The 22542-nt window shown below is 38.7% G+C and carries 16 protein-coding genes; 14 read left to right on the forward strand and 2 right to left on the reverse strand.

What is annotated here, in order from left to right; all coding sequences use genetic code 11:
- The first annotated feature begins 39 nt into the window (after nt 1–39).
- The 4 genes from A6E03_RS09725 to emrD all read left to right on the forward strand — a co-directional run bounded on the left by A6E03_RS09725 (nt 40) and on the right by emrD (nt 5610).
- A complete protein-coding gene (locus A6E03_RS09725) occupies nt 40–762 on the forward strand; it encodes a YebC/PmpR family DNA-binding transcriptional regulator (protein WP_012551547.1) in 723 nt (240 codons plus the stop codon).
- A 220-nt stretch (nt 763–982) separates the two neighbouring features.
- Nucleotides 983–2494: a DEAD/DEAH box helicase gene (locus tag A6E03_RS09730; protein ID WP_065592418.1), complete on the forward strand. Its 1512-nt coding sequence runs from the start codon at nt 983–985 to the stop codon at nt 2492–2494.
- 348 nt (nt 2495–2842) lie between these two features.
- Nucleotides 2843–4156 (forward strand): diguanylate cyclase, encoded by a 1314-nt coding sequence (locus A6E03_RS09735; protein ID WP_255310626.1) that lies wholly within the window; start codon nt 2843–2845, stop codon nt 4154–4156.
- Nucleotides 4157–4407: 251 nt separating this feature from the next.
- Entirely contained in the window at nt 4408–5610 is a 1203-nt protein-coding gene (emrD, locus tag A6E03_RS09740; protein ID WP_065592420.1) for a multidrug efflux MFS transporter EmrD, read from the forward strand.
- A gap of 118 nt (nt 5611–5728) precedes the next feature.
- Here the strand turns inward: emrD and dbpA are convergent, their stop codons facing one another.
- Nucleotides 5729–7117 carry an ATP-dependent RNA helicase DbpA gene (dbpA, locus tag A6E03_RS09745; RefSeq protein WP_065592421.1) on the reverse strand — a complete coding sequence of 463 codons (1389 nt, stop codon included), beginning with the start codon at nt 7115–7117 and terminating at the stop codon, nt 5729–5731.
- A gap of 365 nt (nt 7118–7482) precedes the next feature.
- On the opposite strand from dbpA, the gene A6E03_RS09750 reads away from it, so the two are divergent.
- From A6E03_RS09750 to A6E03_RS09795, 10 genes are all read left to right on the forward strand, one after another.
- Complete coding sequence (locus tag A6E03_RS09750; protein WP_065592422.1) at nt 7483–8931, forward strand: diguanylate cyclase; 1449 nt, start codon at nt 7483–7485, stop codon at nt 8929–8931.
- Between the two features lie 84 nt (nt 8932–9015).
- Nucleotides 9016–9747 (forward strand): siderophore ferric iron reductase, encoded by a 732-nt coding sequence (locus A6E03_RS09755; RefSeq protein WP_065600754.1) that lies wholly within the window; start codon nt 9016–9018, stop codon nt 9745–9747.
- A 129-nt stretch (nt 9748–9876) separates the two neighbouring features.
- On the forward strand, nt 9877–10644 hold the full coding sequence (locus tag A6E03_RS09760; RefSeq protein WP_065600755.1) for an ABC transporter ATP-binding protein: 768 nt from the start codon (nt 9877–9879) through the stop codon (nt 10642–10644).
- Between the two features lie 42 nt (nt 10645–10686).
- Nucleotides 10687–11577, forward strand: a complete 891-nt coding sequence (locus A6E03_RS09765; RefSeq protein WP_065600756.1) for an iron-siderophore ABC transporter substrate-binding protein — start codon at nt 10687–10689, stop codon at nt 11575–11577.
- Between the two features lie 17 nt (nt 11578–11594).
- Nucleotides 11595–13592 carry a Fe(3+)-hydroxamate ABC transporter permease FhuB gene (fhuB, locus tag A6E03_RS09770; RefSeq protein ID WP_065600757.1) on the forward strand — a complete coding sequence of 666 codons (1998 nt, stop codon included), beginning with the start codon at nt 11595–11597 and terminating at the stop codon, nt 13590–13592.
- 180 nt (nt 13593–13772) lie between these two features.
- Entirely contained in the window at nt 13773–15938 is a 2166-nt protein-coding gene (locus A6E03_RS09775) for a TonB-dependent receptor (RefSeq protein WP_065600758.1), read from the forward strand.
- Between the two features lie 194 nt (nt 15939–16132).
- Complete coding sequence (locus tag A6E03_RS09780) at nt 16133–17056, forward strand: SPFH domain-containing protein (protein ID WP_065592439.1); 924 nt, start codon at nt 16133–16135, stop codon at nt 17054–17056.
- Between the two features lie 6 nt (nt 17057–17062).
- Nucleotides 17063–17518, forward strand: a complete 456-nt coding sequence (locus A6E03_RS09785) for an NfeD family protein (RefSeq protein ID WP_176703465.1) — start codon at nt 17063–17065, stop codon at nt 17516–17518.
- 175 nt (nt 17519–17693) lie between these two features.
- Nucleotides 17694–19319, forward strand: coding sequence for a methyl-accepting chemotaxis protein (locus A6E03_RS09790; protein ID WP_065600760.1), 1626 nt, complete (start codon nt 17694–17696; stop codon nt 19317–19319).
- 493 nt (nt 19320–19812) lie between these two features.
- The gene (locus A6E03_RS09795) at nt 19813–21438 is read left to right on the forward strand and encodes a methyl-accepting chemotaxis protein (protein ID WP_065600788.1); all 1626 of its coding nucleotides are present in this window, start codon (nt 19813–19815) and stop codon (nt 21436–21438) included.
- A 125-nt stretch (nt 21439–21563) separates the two neighbouring features.
- On the opposite strand, the gene A6E03_RS09800 is transcribed toward A6E03_RS09795, so the two are convergent.
- Nucleotides 21564–22499 (reverse strand): LysR family transcriptional regulator, encoded by a 936-nt coding sequence (locus A6E03_RS09800; protein ID WP_065600761.1) that lies wholly within the window; start codon nt 22497–22499, stop codon nt 21564–21566.
- Nucleotides 22500–22542 lie beyond the last annotated feature (43 nt).

Consider the following 22542-nt stretch of genomic DNA (forward strand, 5'->3'; position numbering starts at 1 on the left):
GATAATTTTAAGTCCACAATCAAAAAAGAGAGAATTCCGATGGGAAGAAGTTTTGAAGTGCGCAAGTCTTCAATGGCTAAAACACAAGGCGCAAAAATCAAAGTTTATTCTAAATACGGTAAAGAAATTTACATGTGTGCTAAGAATGGCGGTCCTGATCCAGACATGAACTTGTCTCTAAAACATCTTATTTCGAAAGCGAAAAAAGATCAGGTACCGACACACATCATTGATAAAGCGATTGATAAAGCAAACGGCGGCGGTGGTGAAGATTACCAACACGCACGTTACGAAGGCTTTGCTCCAGGCGGCGCAAGCGTAATCGTTGACTGTTTAACAGATAATGGCAACCGTACTTTCCAAGACGTTCGTCAATGTTTCGTTAAAACAGGTGCTAAAATTGGTAGCCCTGGTACAAGTTCTCATATGTTTGATCACCAAGCTGTATTCCAGTTCAAAGGTGAAGATGAAGAAGCAGTACTTGAAGCGTTAATGATGCAAGACGTAGATGTCACAGACATTGAACTTGAAGATGGCGTGATCACAGTATTTGCACCAAACACCGAGTTCTTTAAAGTAAAAACAGCACTGGCTGCTGAATACCCTGATTTAGTGGTTGATGTTGAGGAAATTACATTTGTTCCTCAAAACCCAATGGAAATCACGGGTGAAGATGCTGAGAAGTTCCAAAAATTCTTAGATCTATTAGATGATTGTGATGATGTTCAGCAAGTGTATCACAACGCAGAATTAGAAGATTAATTGTAATTATTCAATTAAAACATCAAAAGCCGAGCTATATTGCTCGGCTTTTTTATAGCCGCAATGTATTAATTTCATTTTGCAGTATTGTTGTTTTTAAGTTGAATTAATTAGAGTTTTAGTGGTTGTGGTAATCAAAGATTGAGTAATCTCTCAGTTACTGTATCCTACAGCGCTCGCAGTTTTGCGCTTAATGAACATTGATAGAGTAAATTTTAGTATGGGTTTTACCTCTCTGGGCTTATCTGCCCCTATTTTAAAGGCTGTAGAAGCACAAGGTTACAGCACGCCTTCACCGATCCAATTACAAGCGATTCCAGCGGTAATTGAAGGGAAGGATGTTATGGCGGCAGCTCAAACGGGTACAGGTAAAACAGCAGGCTTTACACTACCTCTTCTTGAGCGTTTATCAAAAGGCCCGAAACTTAAGTTTAACCAAGTTCGTGCATTAGTATTAACACCAACTCGTGAGCTTGCGGCGCAAGTACATGAGAGTGTTGAAAAATACAGTATAAATCTTCCGCTAACGTCTGATGTCGTGTTTGGTGGTGTTAAAGCTAACCCACAAATGCAACGCCTTCGTAAAGGTGTGGATGTATTGGTTGCAACGCCAGGTCGTTTATTGGATCTTGCTAATCAAAATGCAATTAAATTTGACCAACTAGAAATCCTAGTATTGGATGAAGCTGACCGTATGTTAGATATGGGCTTTATTCACGACATCAAAAAAATCTTAGCTAAGTTACCTAAGAATCGTCAAAACTTACTGTTCTCAGCAACGTTTTCTGATGAGATCCGTCAGCTAGCAAAAGGGCTTGTAAATAACCCTGTAGAAATTTCAGTAGCAACGCGTAATACAACAGCAGAAACGGTTGAACAATCGGTGTACGTTGTTGATAAAACGAAAAAAGCACGCGTTCTTACTAAGCTAATTAAAGACCATGACTGGAAACAAGTATTGGTTTTCAGCAAAACTAAACATGGTGCAAACCGTTTAGCAAAAACACTTGAAGAAAAAGGCATTAGCTCTGCGGCTATCCACGGTAATAAGAGCCAAGGCGCACGTACTAAAGCATTAGCTAATTTCAAATCTGGTCAAGTGCGTGTTCTTGTTGCGACGGATATTGCGGCTCGTGGTTTAGATATCGAACAATTACCACAAGTTATCAACGTTGACTTACCAAAAGTACCTGAAGATTACGTTCACCGTATTGGCCGTACTGGCCGTGCTGGCGCAACAGGGAAAGCAATTTCTTTTGTGAGTGAAGATGAAGCGGGTGAACTATTTGCGATTGAGCGTTTAATTCAAAAAATCTTACCTCGTCATGTTCTTGAAGGTTTTGAGCCTGAAATGAAAGTGCCTGAGTCAAGATTAGATTCTCGCCCAATAAAAGCGAAAAAACCAAAGAAAACTCAAGCGCCAAGACAAGATCATAGAGATGGTCAGCGCTCTGGTGAAAACCGCAGTGGCCATAGACAAGGTGCTAAACCTGCACCAAGACGTAATACAGAGAACAAAGAAGGCGGCGCTGCAAAGAAAGAGGGTGGCAATGCGAAGAAACGTCCTACTGATGGTGGTAAACCTAGGTCGAAAGGCAATGGTGAGAACCGTGGAAATGGCAGCAACTTCGGTGGTGGAAAACCAAACGGTGCAGCAAAGCCAAAGACAGACGGTACAAAACCACGTCGTCAAGGTCCACGCCCTGCACGTAAGCCTCAACCACAGCAATAATGGTTAGGTAGATAAACAGAAGCCAGCTCATGTAGCTGGCTTTTTTGTGTCTATAGTGTGTAGATTTTTAGATATTAGATTTATCAATTAAGAGACGATGCCTCATTGGTAATACTGTTGCTAAAATTAACAATGATTTATTTTTATACAAAAAATATTCCTGTACCGTGTGAACATTGAACACGACTGTGAATGTTTTGGGGAAAAATGAGGGTAAAACGAATTATTTTGAGTGGGTCACTGCTGCTATTGGGCATTGCTCTAACTTGTTCTGCATTTTATATCGTGAAAAGTTATCAGAAACAGAGCCGCATTATTGAAAGTGAACTAAAGTTTAATGCGAATTTTGTGTCTATTTGGCTTCAAACTGCCTTTAATCACTCCAACTTTGTATTAACTCAATTATCTAGAGAGTTAACTCAAGACAGCTTTGCTCAATTAGCCCTTTCAGACGATCATTATCAAGAGCAAGCTAAGGTCTTCGAGTTGCACTATCAAACGTTAATGAATGCTATTCATGTGTTTGCTGTAGATAAAAATTGTGTGTTACTAAAAACGAAGACGGTGGGTGGCGTCGATCTTTCTTCGCGTGAGTACTGTCAAAAATTACGTAATAATCATGGTGAGATAAGATCCATTATTACCGCGCCTTTTAAAGATATCCTCAATCGCAATGTGGTGGTGCAAGGGGTAAGGATAACGGATGAAAAAGGAGAGTTCGCCGGTATTGTCGGTTTGCTAACGGATTTTACGTTTTTTACCAGAGCATTAAGAAGTGCCAATTTATCACAAGGTTCAACGATTACGATACTTAGTCGTGATTTTACGGTGCTTGCGACCAGTGTGCCTAAGTATTTACCTATTGGTGAGACGATTGACTTTGATTATGTCCCTTACTATAAAATCAATGGATTAAAATATAACCAAGAATTGATGTTTGATTCAAGTAAAAAGTATGACGGTGCTTATCAAGGTATTTTTGTGAAAAAAGCATCTGATTTACCCTTTCTCATTTTGGTAACGAAGGCGAAGGAGTATTGGTTTATTCCTCTGTATATTACGATGGCGACGGTTTGCTTTTTATTGTTGGCGCTAAGCTTATTTTTGATTAAAAATATTTATTACGTTTCTAAGTTAGACACTAAAGCTCAGCATTATTCTAAACTGGCGTTATATGATGATTTAACGGGATCATGCAATCGTCGCTGCTTTAAATTGAAAGCAAGTGAATTTATTGACAATTATCATGAAAATAAACAACCTTTTTCCGTCGCTCTTTTTGATATTGATTACTTCAAGCAAATTAACGATACCTACGGTCATGATATTGGTGATGAGGTATTACGCCAATTTAGTCTAATTTGCGAAGAGAGGGTGGCCAAGGGGGACTTGTTTGCGCGTTTAGGAGGGGACGAATTTGTCATGATTTTAGTTAACACGACAGTATTACAAGCACAAACCCTACTTAACGAGTTACTTCGTTCTATTTGCAAGATAGAAATAACCACAAGTATTGAGATCGTTCAATTCACGAGCAGTATTGGTGTGGCTGAAGTCAATAAAGAAACGCTAGATTGTACTCGATTATTAAATAAGGCAGATGAAGCACTTTATCAAGCCAAAAAACAAGGTCGTAATCAAGTTGTTGCTTATTTTGATTAAAATAATGCTGATTAAAAAAGAGGAATGCATTGTTTCCTTATTTGAATTTAACATTAGTAAAACTAATCCAAATAATATAAAAAATCTCTCCTGAAATAAGACTGAATTAGATTGCCAGTTTTATCTAATCCCCTTATTATCCGCATAAATAAAGAGAGCAGCGTTGCTCTCTTTTCTTGTTTTAAATTTGTTATCTATTGTCTTAATTTAACTTATCTTATTAATATTTTGCTGTTTTTCGGAGAGCAGTCATGCAAAAGTCTTATTCACTTGCGACGTTCAGTTTCCTGATCGTTATTTTAGTTGCTGTTGGTCAAATGAGCCAAACTATGTATGTACCCTCTATTGGTTACATGGCAAGTGAATTCAAAGTAAGCCCTTCATCATTACAAGCGGTTATGGCTGTTTACTTAATTCCTTATGGATTATCACAGTTTTTTTATGGCCCAATCTCTGATCGCATAGGTCGCCGTGTTGTAATCTTATCAGGCCTTACTCTATATATTGCAGGTACGTTACTTGCCTTGTTTGCTCACGACTACATGTTATTTTTAGCCGGTTGTTTTGTTCAAGGTTTAGGTATCGGTGCTGCAGGCGTTATGTGTAGAACGATTCCTCGAGATTGCTTCTCAGGTGATGAATTGCATAGAACAAACAGCATTATCAGTATGTGTATGATGTTTTCTCCATTATTGGCTCCTGTGCTAGGTGGCTACTTAACCGAAGCCTTTGGCTGGCGTTCAAGCTACTTGTTTTTGGCTTTGTTTAGTATTGCGGTGTTGATCATAATGACCACCTCGATGAAAGAAACATTGCCATTAGAAGTTCGTCGTAAAGAACCTGTTTGGAAGAGTTACCGTCACGTATTATCAGAGCACCGCTTTCAAGGGTATTTGATTTGTTTAGTTGCCACGTTCGCTGGTGTTGCCGTATTTGAAGCGGCTGCTGGTGTATTATTAGGTGGTAAATTGAAACTGCCAGCAACAACGGTAAGTATTTTATTTATCTTACCAATTCCTGGTTATTTGGCTGGAGCTGGTTTATCAAGTGTACTTGCTAAGCATTGGTCTGAGAAAAAATCGCTAGATGTAGGTTTAGTGTCGATTGTGCTTGGTGCGACAATTGTACTTGTTCCTGGCATCATGGGGCTAACAACGGCACCTACGTTAATTGGCGGCGCGGTATTGTATTTCTTAGGCGCAGGTATCTTATTCCCTGCGGCAACAACTGGCGCATTATCTCCTTTCCCACAACATGCGGGAACCGCGGGTGCTTTACTGGGGGGAATGCAAAATTTAGGTGCGGGTTTGGCAACAATGGTTGCAGCTATGATCCCAGCTAACAGCCAGATGCCTGTTGGATTGATTATGTTCTTAATGTCATTACTTGCTGTATATGGCTTACGTAAAGTGCATTCAATTCCACCATCAAGCGAGATGCCATTAGCGGTGTAAATGAAGTTATTGCAATTAAAAAAGGCCGAGTAGACATTATCTACTCGGCCTTTTTTGTATGTGACGCCAACTAAGCGGTGTGCCGCATTCGTTGACGTTACTTATTTTGTATTCGGTATTAGCCGCGCATACGGCTTACACGGAACGTACGACCTTTCATTTTACCAGTTGCGATTTTATCTAATGCTGCTTTAGCAATTGAGTTATGAACAGCAACATAAGCGTGGAAATCAAATACGTTGATTTTACCTACTTTCTTGCCATCAACGCCGTCTTTACCCGTTAAAGCACCAAGAATATCGCCAGGGCGAAGTTTGTTTTTCTTACCGCCATCAAGCCAAAGCGTAACCATTTCTGGGTAATGTGGTTGTTCGCTTAGGTAATCTTCACTTGGTAGTGGTTCGTCATTAATAGTAATGCTCATGTAATCTTCGATTTGAGCAAAACTGTTTGTTTCTTTATTATTGAACAAACTTAATGCGATGCCTTTTTTACCAGCACGACCAGTTCGGCCAATGCGGTGAACGTGAACTTCAGGATCACGAGATAGCTCAAAGTTGATTACTGCATCTAGAGAGTCAATATCAAGACCACGAGCAGCAACATCGGTTGCAACTAGGATAGAGGTACTCTTGTTAGCAAAACGAACTAATGCTTTATCACGGTCACGTTGTTCTAAATCACCATGAAGTGCGGTTACGCTGAACTCAAAATGACGTAATTCATCAGCAACTTCTTGAGTAACACGTTTTGTATTACAGAAGATAACCGTAGATTCTGGACGGTGCTTAAGCAGTAGAATTTGAAGTGCTTTTAAACGGTTTTCAAAATCATCTACTTTATAGAAATGTTGTTCGATAGATGTATTTTCTACTTTATCTTCCGCTTTTGTCATGATTGGATCATTCATGATGCGATCAGCAATCGATTTGATTTGTGGTGGGAACGTAGCACTGAACAGTAAGTTTTGACGCTTAGCCGGTGCGTGATCCAATACCATATCAATAGCGTCTTGGAAGCCCATTTCTAGCATACGGTCAGCTTCATCAAGAACGAATGTATTTAGGTTGTCTAGGTTTAAGTAACCTTTACGTAAATGCTCTTCAACACGGCCAGGAGTACCAACAATGATGTGTGCGCCGTGTTCAAGTGAACCAATTTGTGGACCAAATGGAACACCACCGCATAAAGTCAGCACTTTAATGTTGTGAATAGAGCGAGCAAGCTTACGGATTTCTACCGCAACTTGATCAGCAAGTTCACGTGTTGGGCATAATACTAACGATTGAACGCGAAAACGTTTTACATCTAAGTTAGCTAATAAGCCTAAACCAAACGCTGCTGTTTTACCTGAACCCGTTTTCCCTTGGGCAATAACATCTTTCCCTTTCAGCATGAATGGTAAGCTTTGAGCTTGAATTGGAGTCATCTCTGTGTAGCCTAAAGTATCTAGGTTTTGAAGAAGAGATGGATGTAGATCTAATGATGAGAAAGAGGTCTGGCTCAAGGTGATTTCCTATAAACAAGTTGCAACAAGGTAAGAATTACCTAATGGATGGAGAGTAATAAGAAGAGGGCTAAAAAGCAAGTTAGATCACGTTTTTTCTGTCTATAAAAGCAGCAAGTGGAGGGTTTGGCTAAATTTGCATAAGAAGTGTTTTTTATTTGTGCTTCTAACTTAGCAATTACATCAGGCAGTTGACGTCTCAAAATAAGGAGGTAAGTGTGAGGCGTTATCACCGATCAAGTGCGTTAACACTAAATTTTGGGATAAACAAATGAAAAAATGATTTATTGTCATTGATTTTACAAACGCATTACCTATGGTATATTTCGCCCGAGATGGAACCGTCTTCACATTATAGGAAAGGTATGAGGAATAGAAGTGCATTTGTTTACAGTTCGATGATTATTGGATTCCTTATTTTTTTTCTTTCTGCATCCTATATTTACAACGCCTATAAAACGGATCGCCTCCGAGTTATTGATCTATTGCATTTTAATGCGAGTTTTGTCGATCTTTGGTTAACGAAGTCTTTTTATGATTCATCTATTGTTTTAGATGATATGGCAGAAGACCTTTCAGCTAATGGCATTCATTCTCCGGATCATGACGAGCAAGATTATGCGCGTGAGATTGATTACCTTCGAGAAAAAGAAGATGCATTACCTAATGCGACATTAGCCTTTATTATTGATAAAAATTGCATTTTAACTCACAGTAAAACTCTGAGTAATATTGATGTCTCTCATCGTGAATATTGCCGAGTTTTTAAAAGTAAAAAAGAAGAAACAACGCTCGTTACGTTACCTTTTGTTGATTTAGCTGGGAGGAATGTTGTTGTTCAAGGGATTAATATACTTAATGAGAATAATGAATTTGCTGGAATGGTAGGAATATCTACAAATCTACGCTTCTTTAATTCGACAATTAGTCAATTAGCCTTACCTTCTTCAACTGGGATTGCCATTTTAAGTTCTAACCTGAAATTATTATCTTTTGTACCAAAAGGAAAGGAGCGAATAGGAAAAAGGATTAACGTAGCCAAAATAAGGCCTGAAATATTTGAAGAACTCTATAAAAATGGAGAGGTGGTTTTTAATTCAGATATATATAATGATGGCATGATGGATACGATTTATGCTCGTAAAATTAAAGACCTTCCTTTTATTATCGTGGTCACAAAACAGCAAGACTATTTACAAACCATGGTATCGGTTTCACTCATCAGTATAGTGGCCTGTTTCTTTATTATTGTTGGGCTTTTGGTTTTTAATTTATATTATGTTAAGCGCACGAAAGAACAAAAAGAAAAATATTCAGAGCTGGCTTATAACGATTATTTAACGGGAATCAATAACCGCCGTTCTTTTGAGTTAAAAGCATCACAAGTTCTTGCTACCTATCGCCGTAAGACAATCCCTTTTTCTATTATTATGTGTGATATAGACAACTTTAAAGAATATAACGATAAATATGGACATGAAGTAGGGGATATAATGCTCACAGCTTTTTCCGAAGCGTGTTTAAAAAACTTACGTGACTCTGATATTTTAGGTCGTTTTGGTGGTGATGAATTTGTGATTTTAATCCCTGACCAAAATAGCGAACAAGCCTTGTTAGTTGCAACAAAATTACAAAACGTTATTCGTAATATTTCTGTTTTAGCTGACCACGAAAGCTTAACAATGACTTGCAGTATGGGGGTTAGTACTATTTCTGATCCTAAGATGACCGTTCAGGAATTACTCAATATTGCTGATGGCAGCCTGTATGATGCAAAAAAATCAGGACGTAATTGTGTAAAATGCAGCATTTGATGCTATTGATAATCATTTGTATTAGTGGGTTTTATTCGTTACTCTATTAACTCTTTTGTGATTACTAGATAACATTTAATTTTTATGCAAAATAATGATGCCTTTGAGCTACTTTTTTCATTATCTAAACAAGTTACACCATACTTATCTGGGCATTTATCGAGCACGATGCTATCGAGTGATATTTCAAAGCAACTCAATATCTCTTGTGATAACAGTAAAGCGATTAATATGCTTTATGAACGCATATCGCAACACTCTCCAGAAGCAGGGAATGCCTATTGGTTAACTCGTACATGGGATTTACTCTGCTGGCAGCCTATTTATGTTAGTTTTATTGCTGTTTATCGATTGAATGCGCTTCCTGATATTCAAAATATGAGTCAATCTATTCAGTCTGATTTTATTGCAGGATTTACCTTTCATAATTCAACATTGGTCGTTGGTTCGCCTGAAGAAACGATCCCTCTTGCTGCTTTACAGCTAAGAACGATGTTTGATTCATATAGAGATGAAATCTCTCGTTGGACGCGTATTCGCCCCGGTTTTACGAATCATTTGGTTGCTGATGGTTTGTTAAATTGCCTCATTAAACTTCAATCTTTTCAGCCGACATTATCGAATGAGTATCTAATAGCGCAAGCTCAATTGTGGTTGGAGGCTTTTGAATTGCCGAATAAGCACCTCTCAAGTTTACAGGTTGATCTTATCTCAAATAAATTGAAACTGGTGCGTACCAGTTGCTGTTTAGTTTATAAATGTGAGGGACGAAAATTATGTCTCGATTGCCCACGTCATTCAGATAATAAGCGTTAATAGAATGCTTGAATTTATAAACCCAAGACCCCCTTTATTTAATCATTGAGAATAAAAATAATTATCATTGCCATTTCTTTGTGCTACAGTTCTGCCCATCATTCATGGACCGAATAATTCGCTTACTTTATGTATCAACTTGTCGATGCGTCGTTTGACATTGACGGAAAGTCAATTCTTCATCCGACTACTGTCATTTTCCCCAAAGGAGAAGTAACGACCTTACTTGGCCATAATGGATGTGGTAAATCTACGTTAATTAAATTACTTAGTCGCCAAAATCACCCCTCGTCAGGCTCTGTTTTGTTTAATGGAAACCCGGTGAGCCAGTTATCGGATAAAGAGTTTGCTCTTAATGTTGCCTATCTTCCCCAGCACCCACCAATAACGGATGGTGTTACCGTGCGTGAGCTTGTTTGTTTTGGTCGTTATCCATGGAAAGGGGCGTTTGGACGATACACGAGACAAGATCACCAGCTTGTTGATGGGGCAATTGAAAAAGTAGGTCTGACATCATTTAGTGATCATTTTGTTGCTACCCTATCAGGGGGAGAGCGCCAAAGAGCTTGGATTGCGATGTTATTGGCCCAACAAAGTCAGTGTATTTTACTTGATGAGCCCACTTCTGCGTTGGATGTTGCCCACCAATATGACTTATTAACGTTAGTCCGAGAATTAAATCAAACCTTAGGTCTGACCGTCATTATGGTATTGCATGATATCAATATGGCGGCCAAATTCAGTGACCATCTCATCGCATTGCACTCAGGTGATGTGATTGCTCAAGGCTCACCTGAACAACTAATGAATAAAGACACATTACAACAGATTTATGGAATGGAATTAGCGTTATTTCCTCATCCTAAAACCGGTCAATTAATCAGTTATATCCCGTAAATATCCGTGTTCGATTAACGAAAAGAATAACAAGGAAGAAAGATGAATAAGATGTTTGGTTTGATAATGATGGTTTGTATTTCATCGGTACAAGCAATGGATATTAAACATGAGTTAGGTCAGGTTCAGTTCGATAAATCACCAGAAAAAGTAATTGCACTGGATTGGGCATTAACAGAAACGGTATTAAGTTTAGGGGTTAATCCAATCGGTGTTGCTGACGTTCAAGGCTACCAAACATGGGTGAAAACGCCAAAATTTAATGGCTCTGTAATGGATGTTGGCTCAAGAAGAGAGCCTAATTTAGAGCTAATTACAGAGTTGAAGCCAGATGTTATTTTGATCAGTCAGCATATGTCACCAATGTATGAAAAATTAAATGCGATAGCACCTACCTTGGTTTATACCATTTATAGTAATAAAAAAACGCCTCTGGCTTCGGCTAAAGACATCACTCTTCAGCTTGGTGAGCTGTTTGGGAAGGAGCAGAAAGCAAAAGAGCTGATAATTAAAACGGAACAGCGATTAAGTGATAACGGAGATAAAGTTCGCCGTCTTCAATCAAATAATAAACCACTCATATTTATTCGTTTTATTAATGATAAAACCGTACGAGTTCACAGCGATGGATCATTAGCCCAAGCAACGATTGATGGGATGGGGCTGGTAAACGCATGGCATGAAGCGACGAATATGTGGGGATTTACCACCGCAGGGGTTGAAGCGTTAGCGCAGCATCAGCAATCAAATGTAGTGATCTTTGGTCCATTAAAAGCGACAGAAAAGAAGCAATTAACACAATCGGTTTTATGGCAAGCATTGGCTTTTACTCGAACAGATTCGGTGTATGAACTTCCAGCTATTTGGACATTTGGTGGGTTAATATCAGCACAACGTTTTAGTGACAATATTACTCAACAACTTATTCAATAATTGTGAAAATAACCGTTATGCTGACATCAAATCATCTTTTTACTTTATCGCTTAAAATCGTGAAAGCACGAGTTGGCCTTGTGGCGTTATTACTCATGATTATTTTAGGCTTATTGCAATGGACCGTGCCTTATTCTCAAGGTGTCGGTTTATTGTGGCAAACGGTGTTTAATTATGACCCAAGTAATTACCAACATTTAATCACTCACCTTACTTACCTTCCACGCCTTGTTGTTGCCTTATTGTGTGGGTTTGCGCTTGCTGTTTCTGGCTGTGTAATGCAATTTGTATTACGCAACCCAATTGCATCACCAACGACGCTTGGTGTTGCTGCTGGAGCTGAATTAGGCATGGTTCTTGGGATCTTGTTTTTTCCCGTAAATGCGATGATTAGTGGGTTTATTCCTGCGTTTTTAGGTGGCGGTTTAGCGACTGGTTTGGTGTTTCTATTATCGGCAAAGCGGGGATTTTCACCGGTTCACATGGTGTTGTCTGGTATGGTTATTAGTCTGTTTTTCGGCTCACTTAATACCATGCTATTGCTTTTGAATGAACAAAAGTTAGCCAGTGTTTTTGTCTGGGGTGCAGGTACTCTTAACCAAAATGATTGGTCGAGTGTTGTTACTCTCCTTCCACTCATTATATTGCCTATTTTTGCTCTTTTATTACTTTCAAGGCCCTTATCTGTACTTCAATTAGGCGATCAAGTTTCAGCATCTATTGGCATTAATATTAAGCAAATTAAAGTAATGTCACTGACGTTAGCAATATTTATTACTGCAGCAGTAGTGAGTGAAGTCGGCTTAATAGGTTTTGTTGGTATTGTCGCTCCTGCCATTGCTCGTATGTGTGGCGCTCGAAAATTAGTATCACAGATTTTATCCAGTGGGGTGGTAGGCAGTGTGATGTTATTACTTGCCGATTTGGTTATTCAGCCATTTTCAGGTGTTGGAGGTGAATTATTACCAACGGGTGCAATGACTGCGTTATTGGGTGCTCCATTCCTTCTTTGGTTGTTAAATCGAAAAGTATTTCAATCAGACATGAAAGCCAGAGATATCACTCAAGTCAGTTATAAACACATACCGTTACTGAGGGTGGTGTTGCCTTTGTCTATTTTGATTATTGTTTTGTTTATTATCGCGGTGTTTGTTGGTAAAGGGCAAAATGGGTGGTTAATTTCGCTAAACCCATCGATAGTTGAATTGCGTGTTCCTCGTGTTTTTGTTTCATTCCTGGCCGGAGTGGGGCTCGCTATTGCAGGTACTGTCATTCAACGGGTCTCCACTAACCCGATGGCAAGTCCTGAAATTTTAGGGATTAGCTCTGGGGCTGCATTGGCACTTGTATTAGGTGCTATGTTTGGTATTGCAACAGAAAGACATGAACAGATGTTACTAGGGACTGTCGGTGCATTATTCGTCACGGGTATTATTTGGGTGATGGGACGTAAGCAAAATTTTGCACCGGCTCAAATGCTATTAACCGGGATTGCGTTAAGCGCAGGTCTGGACGCTTTTTTACGTCTTGCTATGTCATCAGGTCAAGATAATATAATGGCCTTATTAACGTGGCTTTCTGGCTCTACCTACTTAGTTAGCATGAGTGATGTCTATCTGCTTGGTATTGGAATTACGTTATTTTTCACTATCGCAATGAGCAGCCATCGATGGCTAGATATGATTGGTTTAGGAGAGGTTATTTCTACAGGGGTTGGTTTATCTTGCCGGCGAGCAAGGCTATTTCTACTTCTTCTTGTCGCAGCATTAACGACGTTATGTACCATTATCATAGGTCCACTGAGCTTTATTGGATTATTAGCCCCGCACATGGCGCGTTCATTTCATCAATATCGGGCTTCTCATCAATTGTTAACGGCGAGTTTGTTGGGGGGATGTTTGATGATTGTCGCTGATTGGGTAGGACGAACGGTGTGGTTCCCATGGCAGTTTCCTGCGGGTTTATTGGCCTCGCTACTTGGTGGTATGTACTTTTTATATTTAATGAGGAAGTAGTATTCTGACTTTAATTGTTGATAAATAAGTATTTAGATAAGCATTGCCAATTATTACCTATAGATTAGGTAAAAAGAATTAAGAGATTTTTTTATTTTATAAATATAGTTAGAAAGTAGTTGATCAATCCAATGAGAATCATTAGCATTCGCGTTTGTTAAATAAAACAATGGAAATGTTATGAAAACAAATGATACTTATTTAATTCCTTTAATGGCTATCTCAGTAGCAGCAACCACTTTTGTATCCGTATCTGCTCAAGCAAAAGAATACAACAATACAGAAGAAACCATGGTGGTGGTATCTAGCCGTACGCCTAAAGCAATCAGCGAAATTCCGGGAACGGTTTGGTTTGTTGATTCAGAGCAAATCGAACAAGAATATCGTGGTGGTAAAACTCTAGGAGAGATTTTGGCTGCAACCATTCCATCGTTAGATGTGAGCAGCGGGGCCAGAACCAACTACGGTCAGAACTTACGTGGTCGTGCAATGCTTGTCATGATTGATGGGGTATCACTTCAATCATCTCGCCCTATTAGTCGCCAATTAGATGCGATTGACCCATTTAATATCGAGCGTATTGAGGTTCTTTCAGGTTCAACTTCTATTTATGGGGCGGGTGCAACGGGTGGTGTGATAAACATCATTACTAAAAAAGCAGACAGTGATGAACTGCAGTTTGAGAGTTACGTTAGCGGAACGACAGGATTAAATGGCGGTGATGATTTTGATTATAAAGTCGCGCAATCCATTTCAGGCGGAAGTGAAAATGTAGCAGCGAGAGTATCAGCGGTTTATACCGAAACACAGGGCTATTATGATAGTGAAGGCGATATCATTACCCCTGATATCTCTCAAGGTTCATTGCAATATAATAAAACGATAGATCTACAAAGTACGGTTGATGTTTCGATTTCGGACACTAAAAATATCAACTTTTTAGCGCAATATTACGATAGCCAGCAAGACTCGCCATACGGTCTTTATATTAAAAACTATAAGTTTATTGATGTACGAAAAGGCTTCGAGTCTGATCGCCAACACGGCACAGAGCGCATCATGCTAAGCGCGGCTTATAGCGATTCTGAATTTCTTAATCATCAACTTTTAGTTGAAGCCTCTTATCGAAAAGAAGATCAAACTTATACGCCTTATTACCAAGGTGCTTCACAACAAACGACAGATGTTATTTCTTTAAAAACCGCGCTGGCCAAATCGTTTGGTAAAGTGAATTTGGTCTACGGTGTAGACGCCTACATGGATAAGTTCGAGAGTAACCAAGCGTTATTTGATCCAACGATTGCTAATAACTCAGGTAATTTAGTGAATAAAACTTACGCTAAAGTGGGGCGCTACCCTGGAGTAGAGGTCGGTTCGGTTGCTGGGTTTATTCAAGCTGATATGAATATTACTGATGATTGGTCAATTCAAGGGGGTTACCGTTACCAATATATGAACAATAAGATCGATGATTTTGTTGATTATAAAATTCAAAAGAAAATTGCTGCAGGGAATGGCTCTTCTGCTGATGCCGTTCCTGGGGGCGAAACGAATTACTCTGTAGGCTTATTTAATATCGGCACTATCTATAAGCTTACTTCTGATTCACAAGTGTGGGCAAATTTCTCGCAAGGGTTCGATCTCGCTGATCCTGCGAAATATTATGGGCAAGGAAGTTATTCAGCGGTTGATGCCAATGGACATTATGCGCTTCAAGACAGCATCAATGTATCTGGTTCAAAAATGTCAGGGATTAAAACCAACAGTTATGAAATTGGTTTTAGGACTGAACAAGATGCATTAAGTTTTCAAACAGCAGCGTATTTTTCACAATCGGATAAGTCGGTTAAATACAATAAGCAGACATTGCTAATTGAAGATGTTGATAATGAAAAACGTGTCTATGGTGCAGAGGCATTAGTTTCTTATTGGGTGATGGATAACATTCAACTTGGTGCTTCAGGTCATTACGTTATTTCAGAGCTTCAAACCGACGGCAAGTGGGATGATTTAAGCGCGGGTGAAGCAAGTACGTCAAAAGCCAGTTCATGGGTTGGATGGTATGAATCGGATCTTGCGCTGAAAGTGCAAAGCCAGACGATGTTTGACTACAAAGATGCAGACGATAATGAGTTATCTGGTTATACCGTGTTTGATTTAGTCGGTAGTTATGAGTTACCAGTGGGTAGTTTAGGGTTTGGTATTCAAAACTTGTTTAATAAAGACTACACGACGGCATGGGGGCAACGAGCTCAAATTCTATATGCTAGCCATTACGATGCAGCAGCTTATGATTACAAAGGCCGTGGACGAACCTATACGCTTAATTACCAAGTTAACTATTAATATTTAGTTACGTCTACATTTAATATTGCAATTAAATTAGGCTATTTCGTAAGAGGTAGTCTTATTTTTCATTAATAACTGCCTAGTGTGTCCATACATTTATAATAAAGTTAGGTATGATTGAAAAATAAACATTTATTTAGTAAGACGCAGATATATTTAGATAATTATTAATTAGATAAGGAAGGAAAATAATGACATATGACACGTTAATAACAATTGGGGTACTGGTATTTCTTGTACTCGTGTTGATTGCTCTTGGTGTAAAAACGGTTCCTCAAGGCCATAATTGGACAGTCGAACGATTTGGTCGATATACCCAAACGTTACAGCCGGGTTTAAATATAATTATTCCATTTATTGATGGCATTGGTCAGAAAATAAATATGATGGAGCAAGTGCTGGATATTCCTGCACAAGAAGTTATTTCAAAAGATAACGCGAATGTCACGATTGATGCGGTGTGTTTTGTTCAAGTGGTTGATGCAGCAAAAGCCGCGTATGAAGTAAGTGATCTTCAACATGCCATTCGTAATTTAACGCTAACCAATATGCGTACAGTGTTAGGGTCTATGGAACTGGATGAAATGTTAAGCCAACGTGACATGATTAACGTGAAGCTTTTAGCTATTGTTGATGCCGCAACCAATCCATGGGGCGTAAAAATCACACGTATTGAGATTAAAGATGTGCAACCACCAGCAGATCTAACGGCAGCGATGAATGCACAAATGAAGGCTGAGCGTCATAAACGTGCCGATGTACTAGAAGCTGAAGGTAAACGTCAGGCTGAAATACTAAAAGCAGAAGGTCATAAACAAGGTGAGATCTTAAAAGCAGAAGGTGACAAACAAGCGGCAATTCTTCAAGCGGAAGCTCGTGAACGTGCGGCAGAAGCTGAAGCAAATGCAACAAGAATGGTATCAGAAGCAATTTCTCAAGGTGATATGCAAGCGGTGAATTACTTTATTGCGCAAGGCTACACAGAAGCACTAAAATCTATAGGACAGGCTGAAAATAGCAAAATTATTATGCTGCCTCTAGAAGCGACAGGTTTAATGGGTTCAGTTGCTGGTATTGCTGAAATGTTTAAAGTTGACAAAGAGGGTTCTAAATAGGAGTTCATGATGGAATTTTTTGAACAAATGAATCACTGGCATTGGTTAACGCTGGGTTTGTTATTACTTGCTGGTGAGTTATTAGGAACGGCAGGCTATTTTTTGTGGATAGGTTTATCCGCCGTCGCAGTGGGTGTGTTGTATGCCGTGATCCCACTTAGTTGGCAGTTGCAATGGGTCAGTTTTGCGGTTTTTTCTTTATTTACAACCTGGTTGTGGTGGAGATATCAACATAAAAAAGACGAGGACTCTGATTCTAAACGCGCATTAAACCAAAAAGATAAACAATTAATCGGACAAACGTCTCGTTTGGAAGAGGATGTTATCGCGGGTTCATGTCGAATTGTACTGGGCGACAGCACTTGGTCAGCAAAAAGTATGCAAGATATTCCAAAGGGTACGCTCGTTCATGTTGTTTCTGTTGATGGCATTGTTTTGACTATTGAGCCAGTCAACACATAAATTAATACCGCTATAAACTCAAATGAGTAATTGATTATCGTAATTCGGTAATTATTACTCATTTTTTATTCAGCTTTTTTGAACTGCTGCCGATATGGATATAAGGATTAAAGGGGTCTCTAAAAAAGTAATACTCATGGAACGAGTTATTAAAATCATTTAAAGGTATTAGTACATGAGTTATAAAAACTTAGCAGTAAGAAAAAAAATTGCCGTTGTCTTTTCTGGCATTGGTTTAGTGATGATTGCATTTGGTTTTTTTCTATTGCAAGAATTAAACAAAGTAGAAGCAGAGGTGATTAACTTTACCGATTCGACTGTACCAAGTGTTTTGTCTGTTGAAGGTATTTATTTCGACATGAACGCCTATCGTCGAAATCAATACGCAGCGTTAACGTATCAAGAAAAAGATCTTCCTGGTTTATTGTCTATTTTGTCTTCACAAAAAAATGATATCAAAGTTGACCTTGCAAAGTACGAAGCGACAGTAGCAAGTGCTGATGAGCGTCGTGTATTTGACCGTGTTAATAATGGTTGGAAAGAATACTTACGTCTTTTAAATGGTTTCACTCAAAAAATCAGTGATGGTGAGAGATCTTTAGCTCAAGCTGAACTTCTTGATTCCTTCCGTCAATTTGAAGAAGTTGGTGCAGCAATGGATAAGTTAGTTAAAGCTAACTTAGGGTTTGTTGCTGACAATCGAACGTCAATTATGGCCAGTGTTAATAATGTAACAATGGCAACAAAAGTGTCGTTTAGTGCTTTAATTGCATTTATGATTTTTATTACTTTCTTCTTAGCTCGCCAAATTTGTCGCCCATTAAATTTAGTGGTCGAGCAATCTAAAGCGATTGCGGCTGGTGATTTAACCTTCCGTCTTCAGCGTGAAGAGATTGGTAATGATGAACTAGGTGAATTAGCTGACACCAATATTGAAATGCAAAATCAACTGCGTGAACTGATTGAAGATACAATTTCAGCCGTGACTCAACTTTCTGCAGCAGTAGAAGAGATGAGTGCGATTTCAGAGCAATCTGCGCGTGGTATGCAACAACAACAATCTGACATCACAACGGTAGCCGCTGCGATGGAAGAAATGAAAGCAACGGTAGCAGAAGTCGCAAATAATACAGAAACGGCGTCTACCTCAGCATTAGAAGCGTCTGAAGAAGCAAAACAAGGCAATCGTGACGTTCAATCGAACATTGACCAAATTCAAGTGGTCTCTCGTGATATCGAACAAGCAGGCGAGCTGGTTGAAGAATTAGAGCGTGAATCCAATAACATCAGTGTTGTGGTTGAAGTTATCCGTGGTATTGCTGATCAAACAAATTTATTAGCATTAAACGCAGCGATTGAAGCGGCGCGCGCTGGTGAGCAAGGCCGTGGTTTTGCCGTGGTTGCGGATGAAGTTCGCTCTCTTGCGGGTCGTACCCAATCATCAACGACAGAAATTGTTGAAATTATCGAGAAACTTCAAGCAAGTGCAACACACGCAAAAGCAGCAACAGATCAAAGTTGTTCTAAAATTCGTATTTGTGTAGAGCAAAGCGTTCAGACGGGTCAATCAATCCAAATGATTGAAGAAACCATGATGAAGGTGGCAGATACTGGAATTCAAATTGCGAGTGCGTGTAGCCAACAAGATTCAGTAACAGAAGAACTTGGTCGCAATATTCAAAGCATGAGTTTGTCAGCCAGTGAAGTGGCATTAGGTGCTGATCAAACTGCACAATCGAGTGTTGAATTAGCACAATTAGCAACGATGCTTCAAACTTCTTTATCGCGCTTTAAAGTGTAATAAAACGGCGTTAAACCAGTATTGGTATAAATAGAAAAGGAGATCATTCGATCTCCTTTTTTGTTATTAAAATGAAGGCGTAAAGGTATTGCCGAGTAAAATATGATTATTTTAATAAAAGTCTAAATTTATTTTACTGGATAATGGTCTTGTTAATGGAGTATTGACGGTGTAATTTTGACGTTTGTTCTTATTAGGCTGTAAATAATCACGCTTTTCAAAATAAAGAGAGTAATTAATTAACGTAATAAGTTACTGCCTACTCATTTTTTTACATCTTTAATTTGGCAATGGTTTGCTATTTCTATTTTAATTACAACGTATTGTTTATATTTACATTTTATTGAATTATAAAAGTATGTGACTTTTGTCGCTTTTTATTTTATTTTTTCGTCGATTTGCCGTTATAAGGCAAAAAAGAGTTAAGACATTTTCTCTATAAAATAACACTCATGGATGAGCTATGAAGAACTATCTAAAGGTTGTCAAAGACATGAGTTATAAAAATTTAGCAGTAAGAAATAAAATTGCCGTTGTATTTTCAGCAATTTCTTTAGTGATGATAGCGTTTGCTATTTTCCTATTACAAGAATTAAATAAAGTAGAAACAGAGGTTATTAACTTTACGGATTCTACGGTACCAAGCGTATTGTCTGTTGAAGATTTGTATTTTGAAATGAACACTTATCGCCGAAATCAATATGCCGGATTAACTCTTAACGCAGAAGAGGTCCCTCGTCTTATCTCTACACTGGCTTCGCAAGAAAATGATATTAAAGATCGTTTAGATAAATACGGTTCAACGGTTGCTAGTAATGATGAGCGACGTGTTTTTGAACGAGCATTAAACGGATGGCAGAGATATTTAAACCTGTTAACTGACTTTGACGTTCAAATTAGTAATCGCAATCTGGAAAAAGCTCAATCTGAATTATCAGAGTCAATTGATGCATTTAATGAATTAGGTGCGGCTATGGACGCGCTAGTTGAAACGAATTTACTATTTATAGCGAGTAATCGCTCATCAATAATAGGTAGTGTAGATAATGTAACAATGGCAACGAAAGTATCATTTACTGCTTTAATTGCATTTATGATTTTCATTACTTTCTTTTTAGCTCGTCAAATTTGTCGCCCATTAAATTTAGTGGTAGAGCAATCTAAAGCGATTGCTGCCGGAGATTTAACGTTCAACCTTGCACGTAATGAAATTGGCAATGATGAGTTAGGTGAACTGGCTGATACTAATATTGAGATGCAAGATCAGTTGCGAGTGCTTATTGAAGATACGATTTCAGCCGTGACACAACTTTCTGCAGCAGTAGAAGAAATGAGTGCGATTTCAGAGCAATCTGCACGTGGTATGCAACAACAACAATCTGACATCACAACGGTAGCCGCTGCGATGGAAGAAATGAAAGCAACGGTAGCAGAAGTCGCAAGTAATACAGAAACGGCGTCTACCTCAGCATTAGAAGCGTCTGAAGAAGCAAAACAAGGCAATCGTGACGTTCAATCGAACATTGACCAAATTCAAGTGGTCTCTCGTGATATCGAACAAGCCGGCGAGCTGGTTGAAGAATTAGAGCGTGAATCAAACAACATCAGTGTTGTGGTTGAAGTTATCCGCGGTATTGCTGATCAAACAAACTTATTAGCACTAAACGCAGCGATTGAAGCGGCGCGTGCTGGTGAGCAAGGTCGTGGTTTTGCCGTGGTTGCGGATGAAGTTCGCTCTCTTGCGGGTCGTACTCAATCATCAACCAGTGAAATTGTTGAGATAATAGAGAAGCTGCAAGCAAGTGCAACACACGCAAAAGCAGCAACAGATCAAAGTTGTTCTAAAATTCGTATTTGTGTAGAGCAAAGTGTTCAGACGGGTCAATCAATCCAAATGATTGAAGAAACCATGATGAAGGTGGCAGATACTGGAATTCAAATTGCGAGTGCGTGTAGCCAACAAGATTCAGTAACAGAAGAACTTGGTCGCAATATTCAAAGCATGAGTTTGTCAGCCAGTGAAGTGGCATTAGGTGCAGAGCAAACAGCACAATCAAGTGTTGAGCTAGCACAACTTGCCACTACGCTGCAAATGTCTTTGTCTCGCTTTAAAGTATAATTTGACGAGTCATTGAATTGAGCTAATTTGCACTAGAAACTAGAAACTAGAAACTAGAAAGGAGATCGTATGATCTCCTTTTTTATTATCTATTTTAGGGTTAAATGACCAGGAGAACCCTATAATCAGATAGCACCATTAATATGTGGATTCGTTTTAATCAGCTCTTTAAATTGCTCAAGTAATATAATACTTTGTTTATTTTGCTGGCCATCTTTATGTAAATACGCTCCAATTGTCGCTTTGCTGAAACATTCTTTCATCTGTAAAGGTACAATATCAAAGCCACTAAAGTAATCTCTCATCGTCATTGGATAAGGTAAAATAGCATCACTGTTTTGAAGTAAATCAATGGCAGTTAGTAGCGAGTTCGTATTATAGATAACCTTTTCTTGTAAATAATGACGCTTTTGAAAAGAGGTTAATTGTTCATTTTGTTTTTGAACTAGATGTGAAAACCGTTTCTTTGCTGCGCCTAAATCAACCGATGGGAAGCGAGCAATGTCTTCATTACTGCAGGTGATTTCTAAAAGGGGGTGATCTTTTCTTACATACACTTCTTCATGACAGCTGAATAAAGGATGGAACTGTATGTCTTCATATTGTGCTAATCCCAATATTTCGTGGCCTACGAAAATACTGATCTCATCACTTAATAGAAGGTTCATTAATTGGAGATGATTACCAACATCAACAGAGATATTACTGTGCGGGTAGGTGTCTCTAAAATCTTGTACGCAATCTCGAATAAACAGATGCCACCATGCATCACCACAGCCAATTTTTAGTTCGGTCTGGTGTCTGAGTTTGTTCTTCTCTAATTTATTAAGGGTGTTTTCATAGAGGTTTTGCATCATTTTTGCTTGTTCGTAAAGTAACTCTCCGCTGGAAGTTAGAGTTATTCCTTTTGAGTTACGATTAAACAATTTACTGCCAAGTTTCTCTTCTAACTTCTGCATGTTATGACTTAATGTCGGTTGACTTAAGCAGAGATTATTCGCGGCTTGGGTGACGTTTTGAGTTTTAGCTACTTGAATGAATTGAATCATTAATTTAAACATAATAGCTCTTTGCTTGAATAAGAAAGAGCTATTTTATGTGGCT

It is taken from the genome of Aliivibrio sp. 1S128 (assembly GCF_001691065.1).
Lineage (GTDB): Bacteria > Pseudomonadota > Gammaproteobacteria > Enterobacterales > Vibrionaceae > Aliivibrio.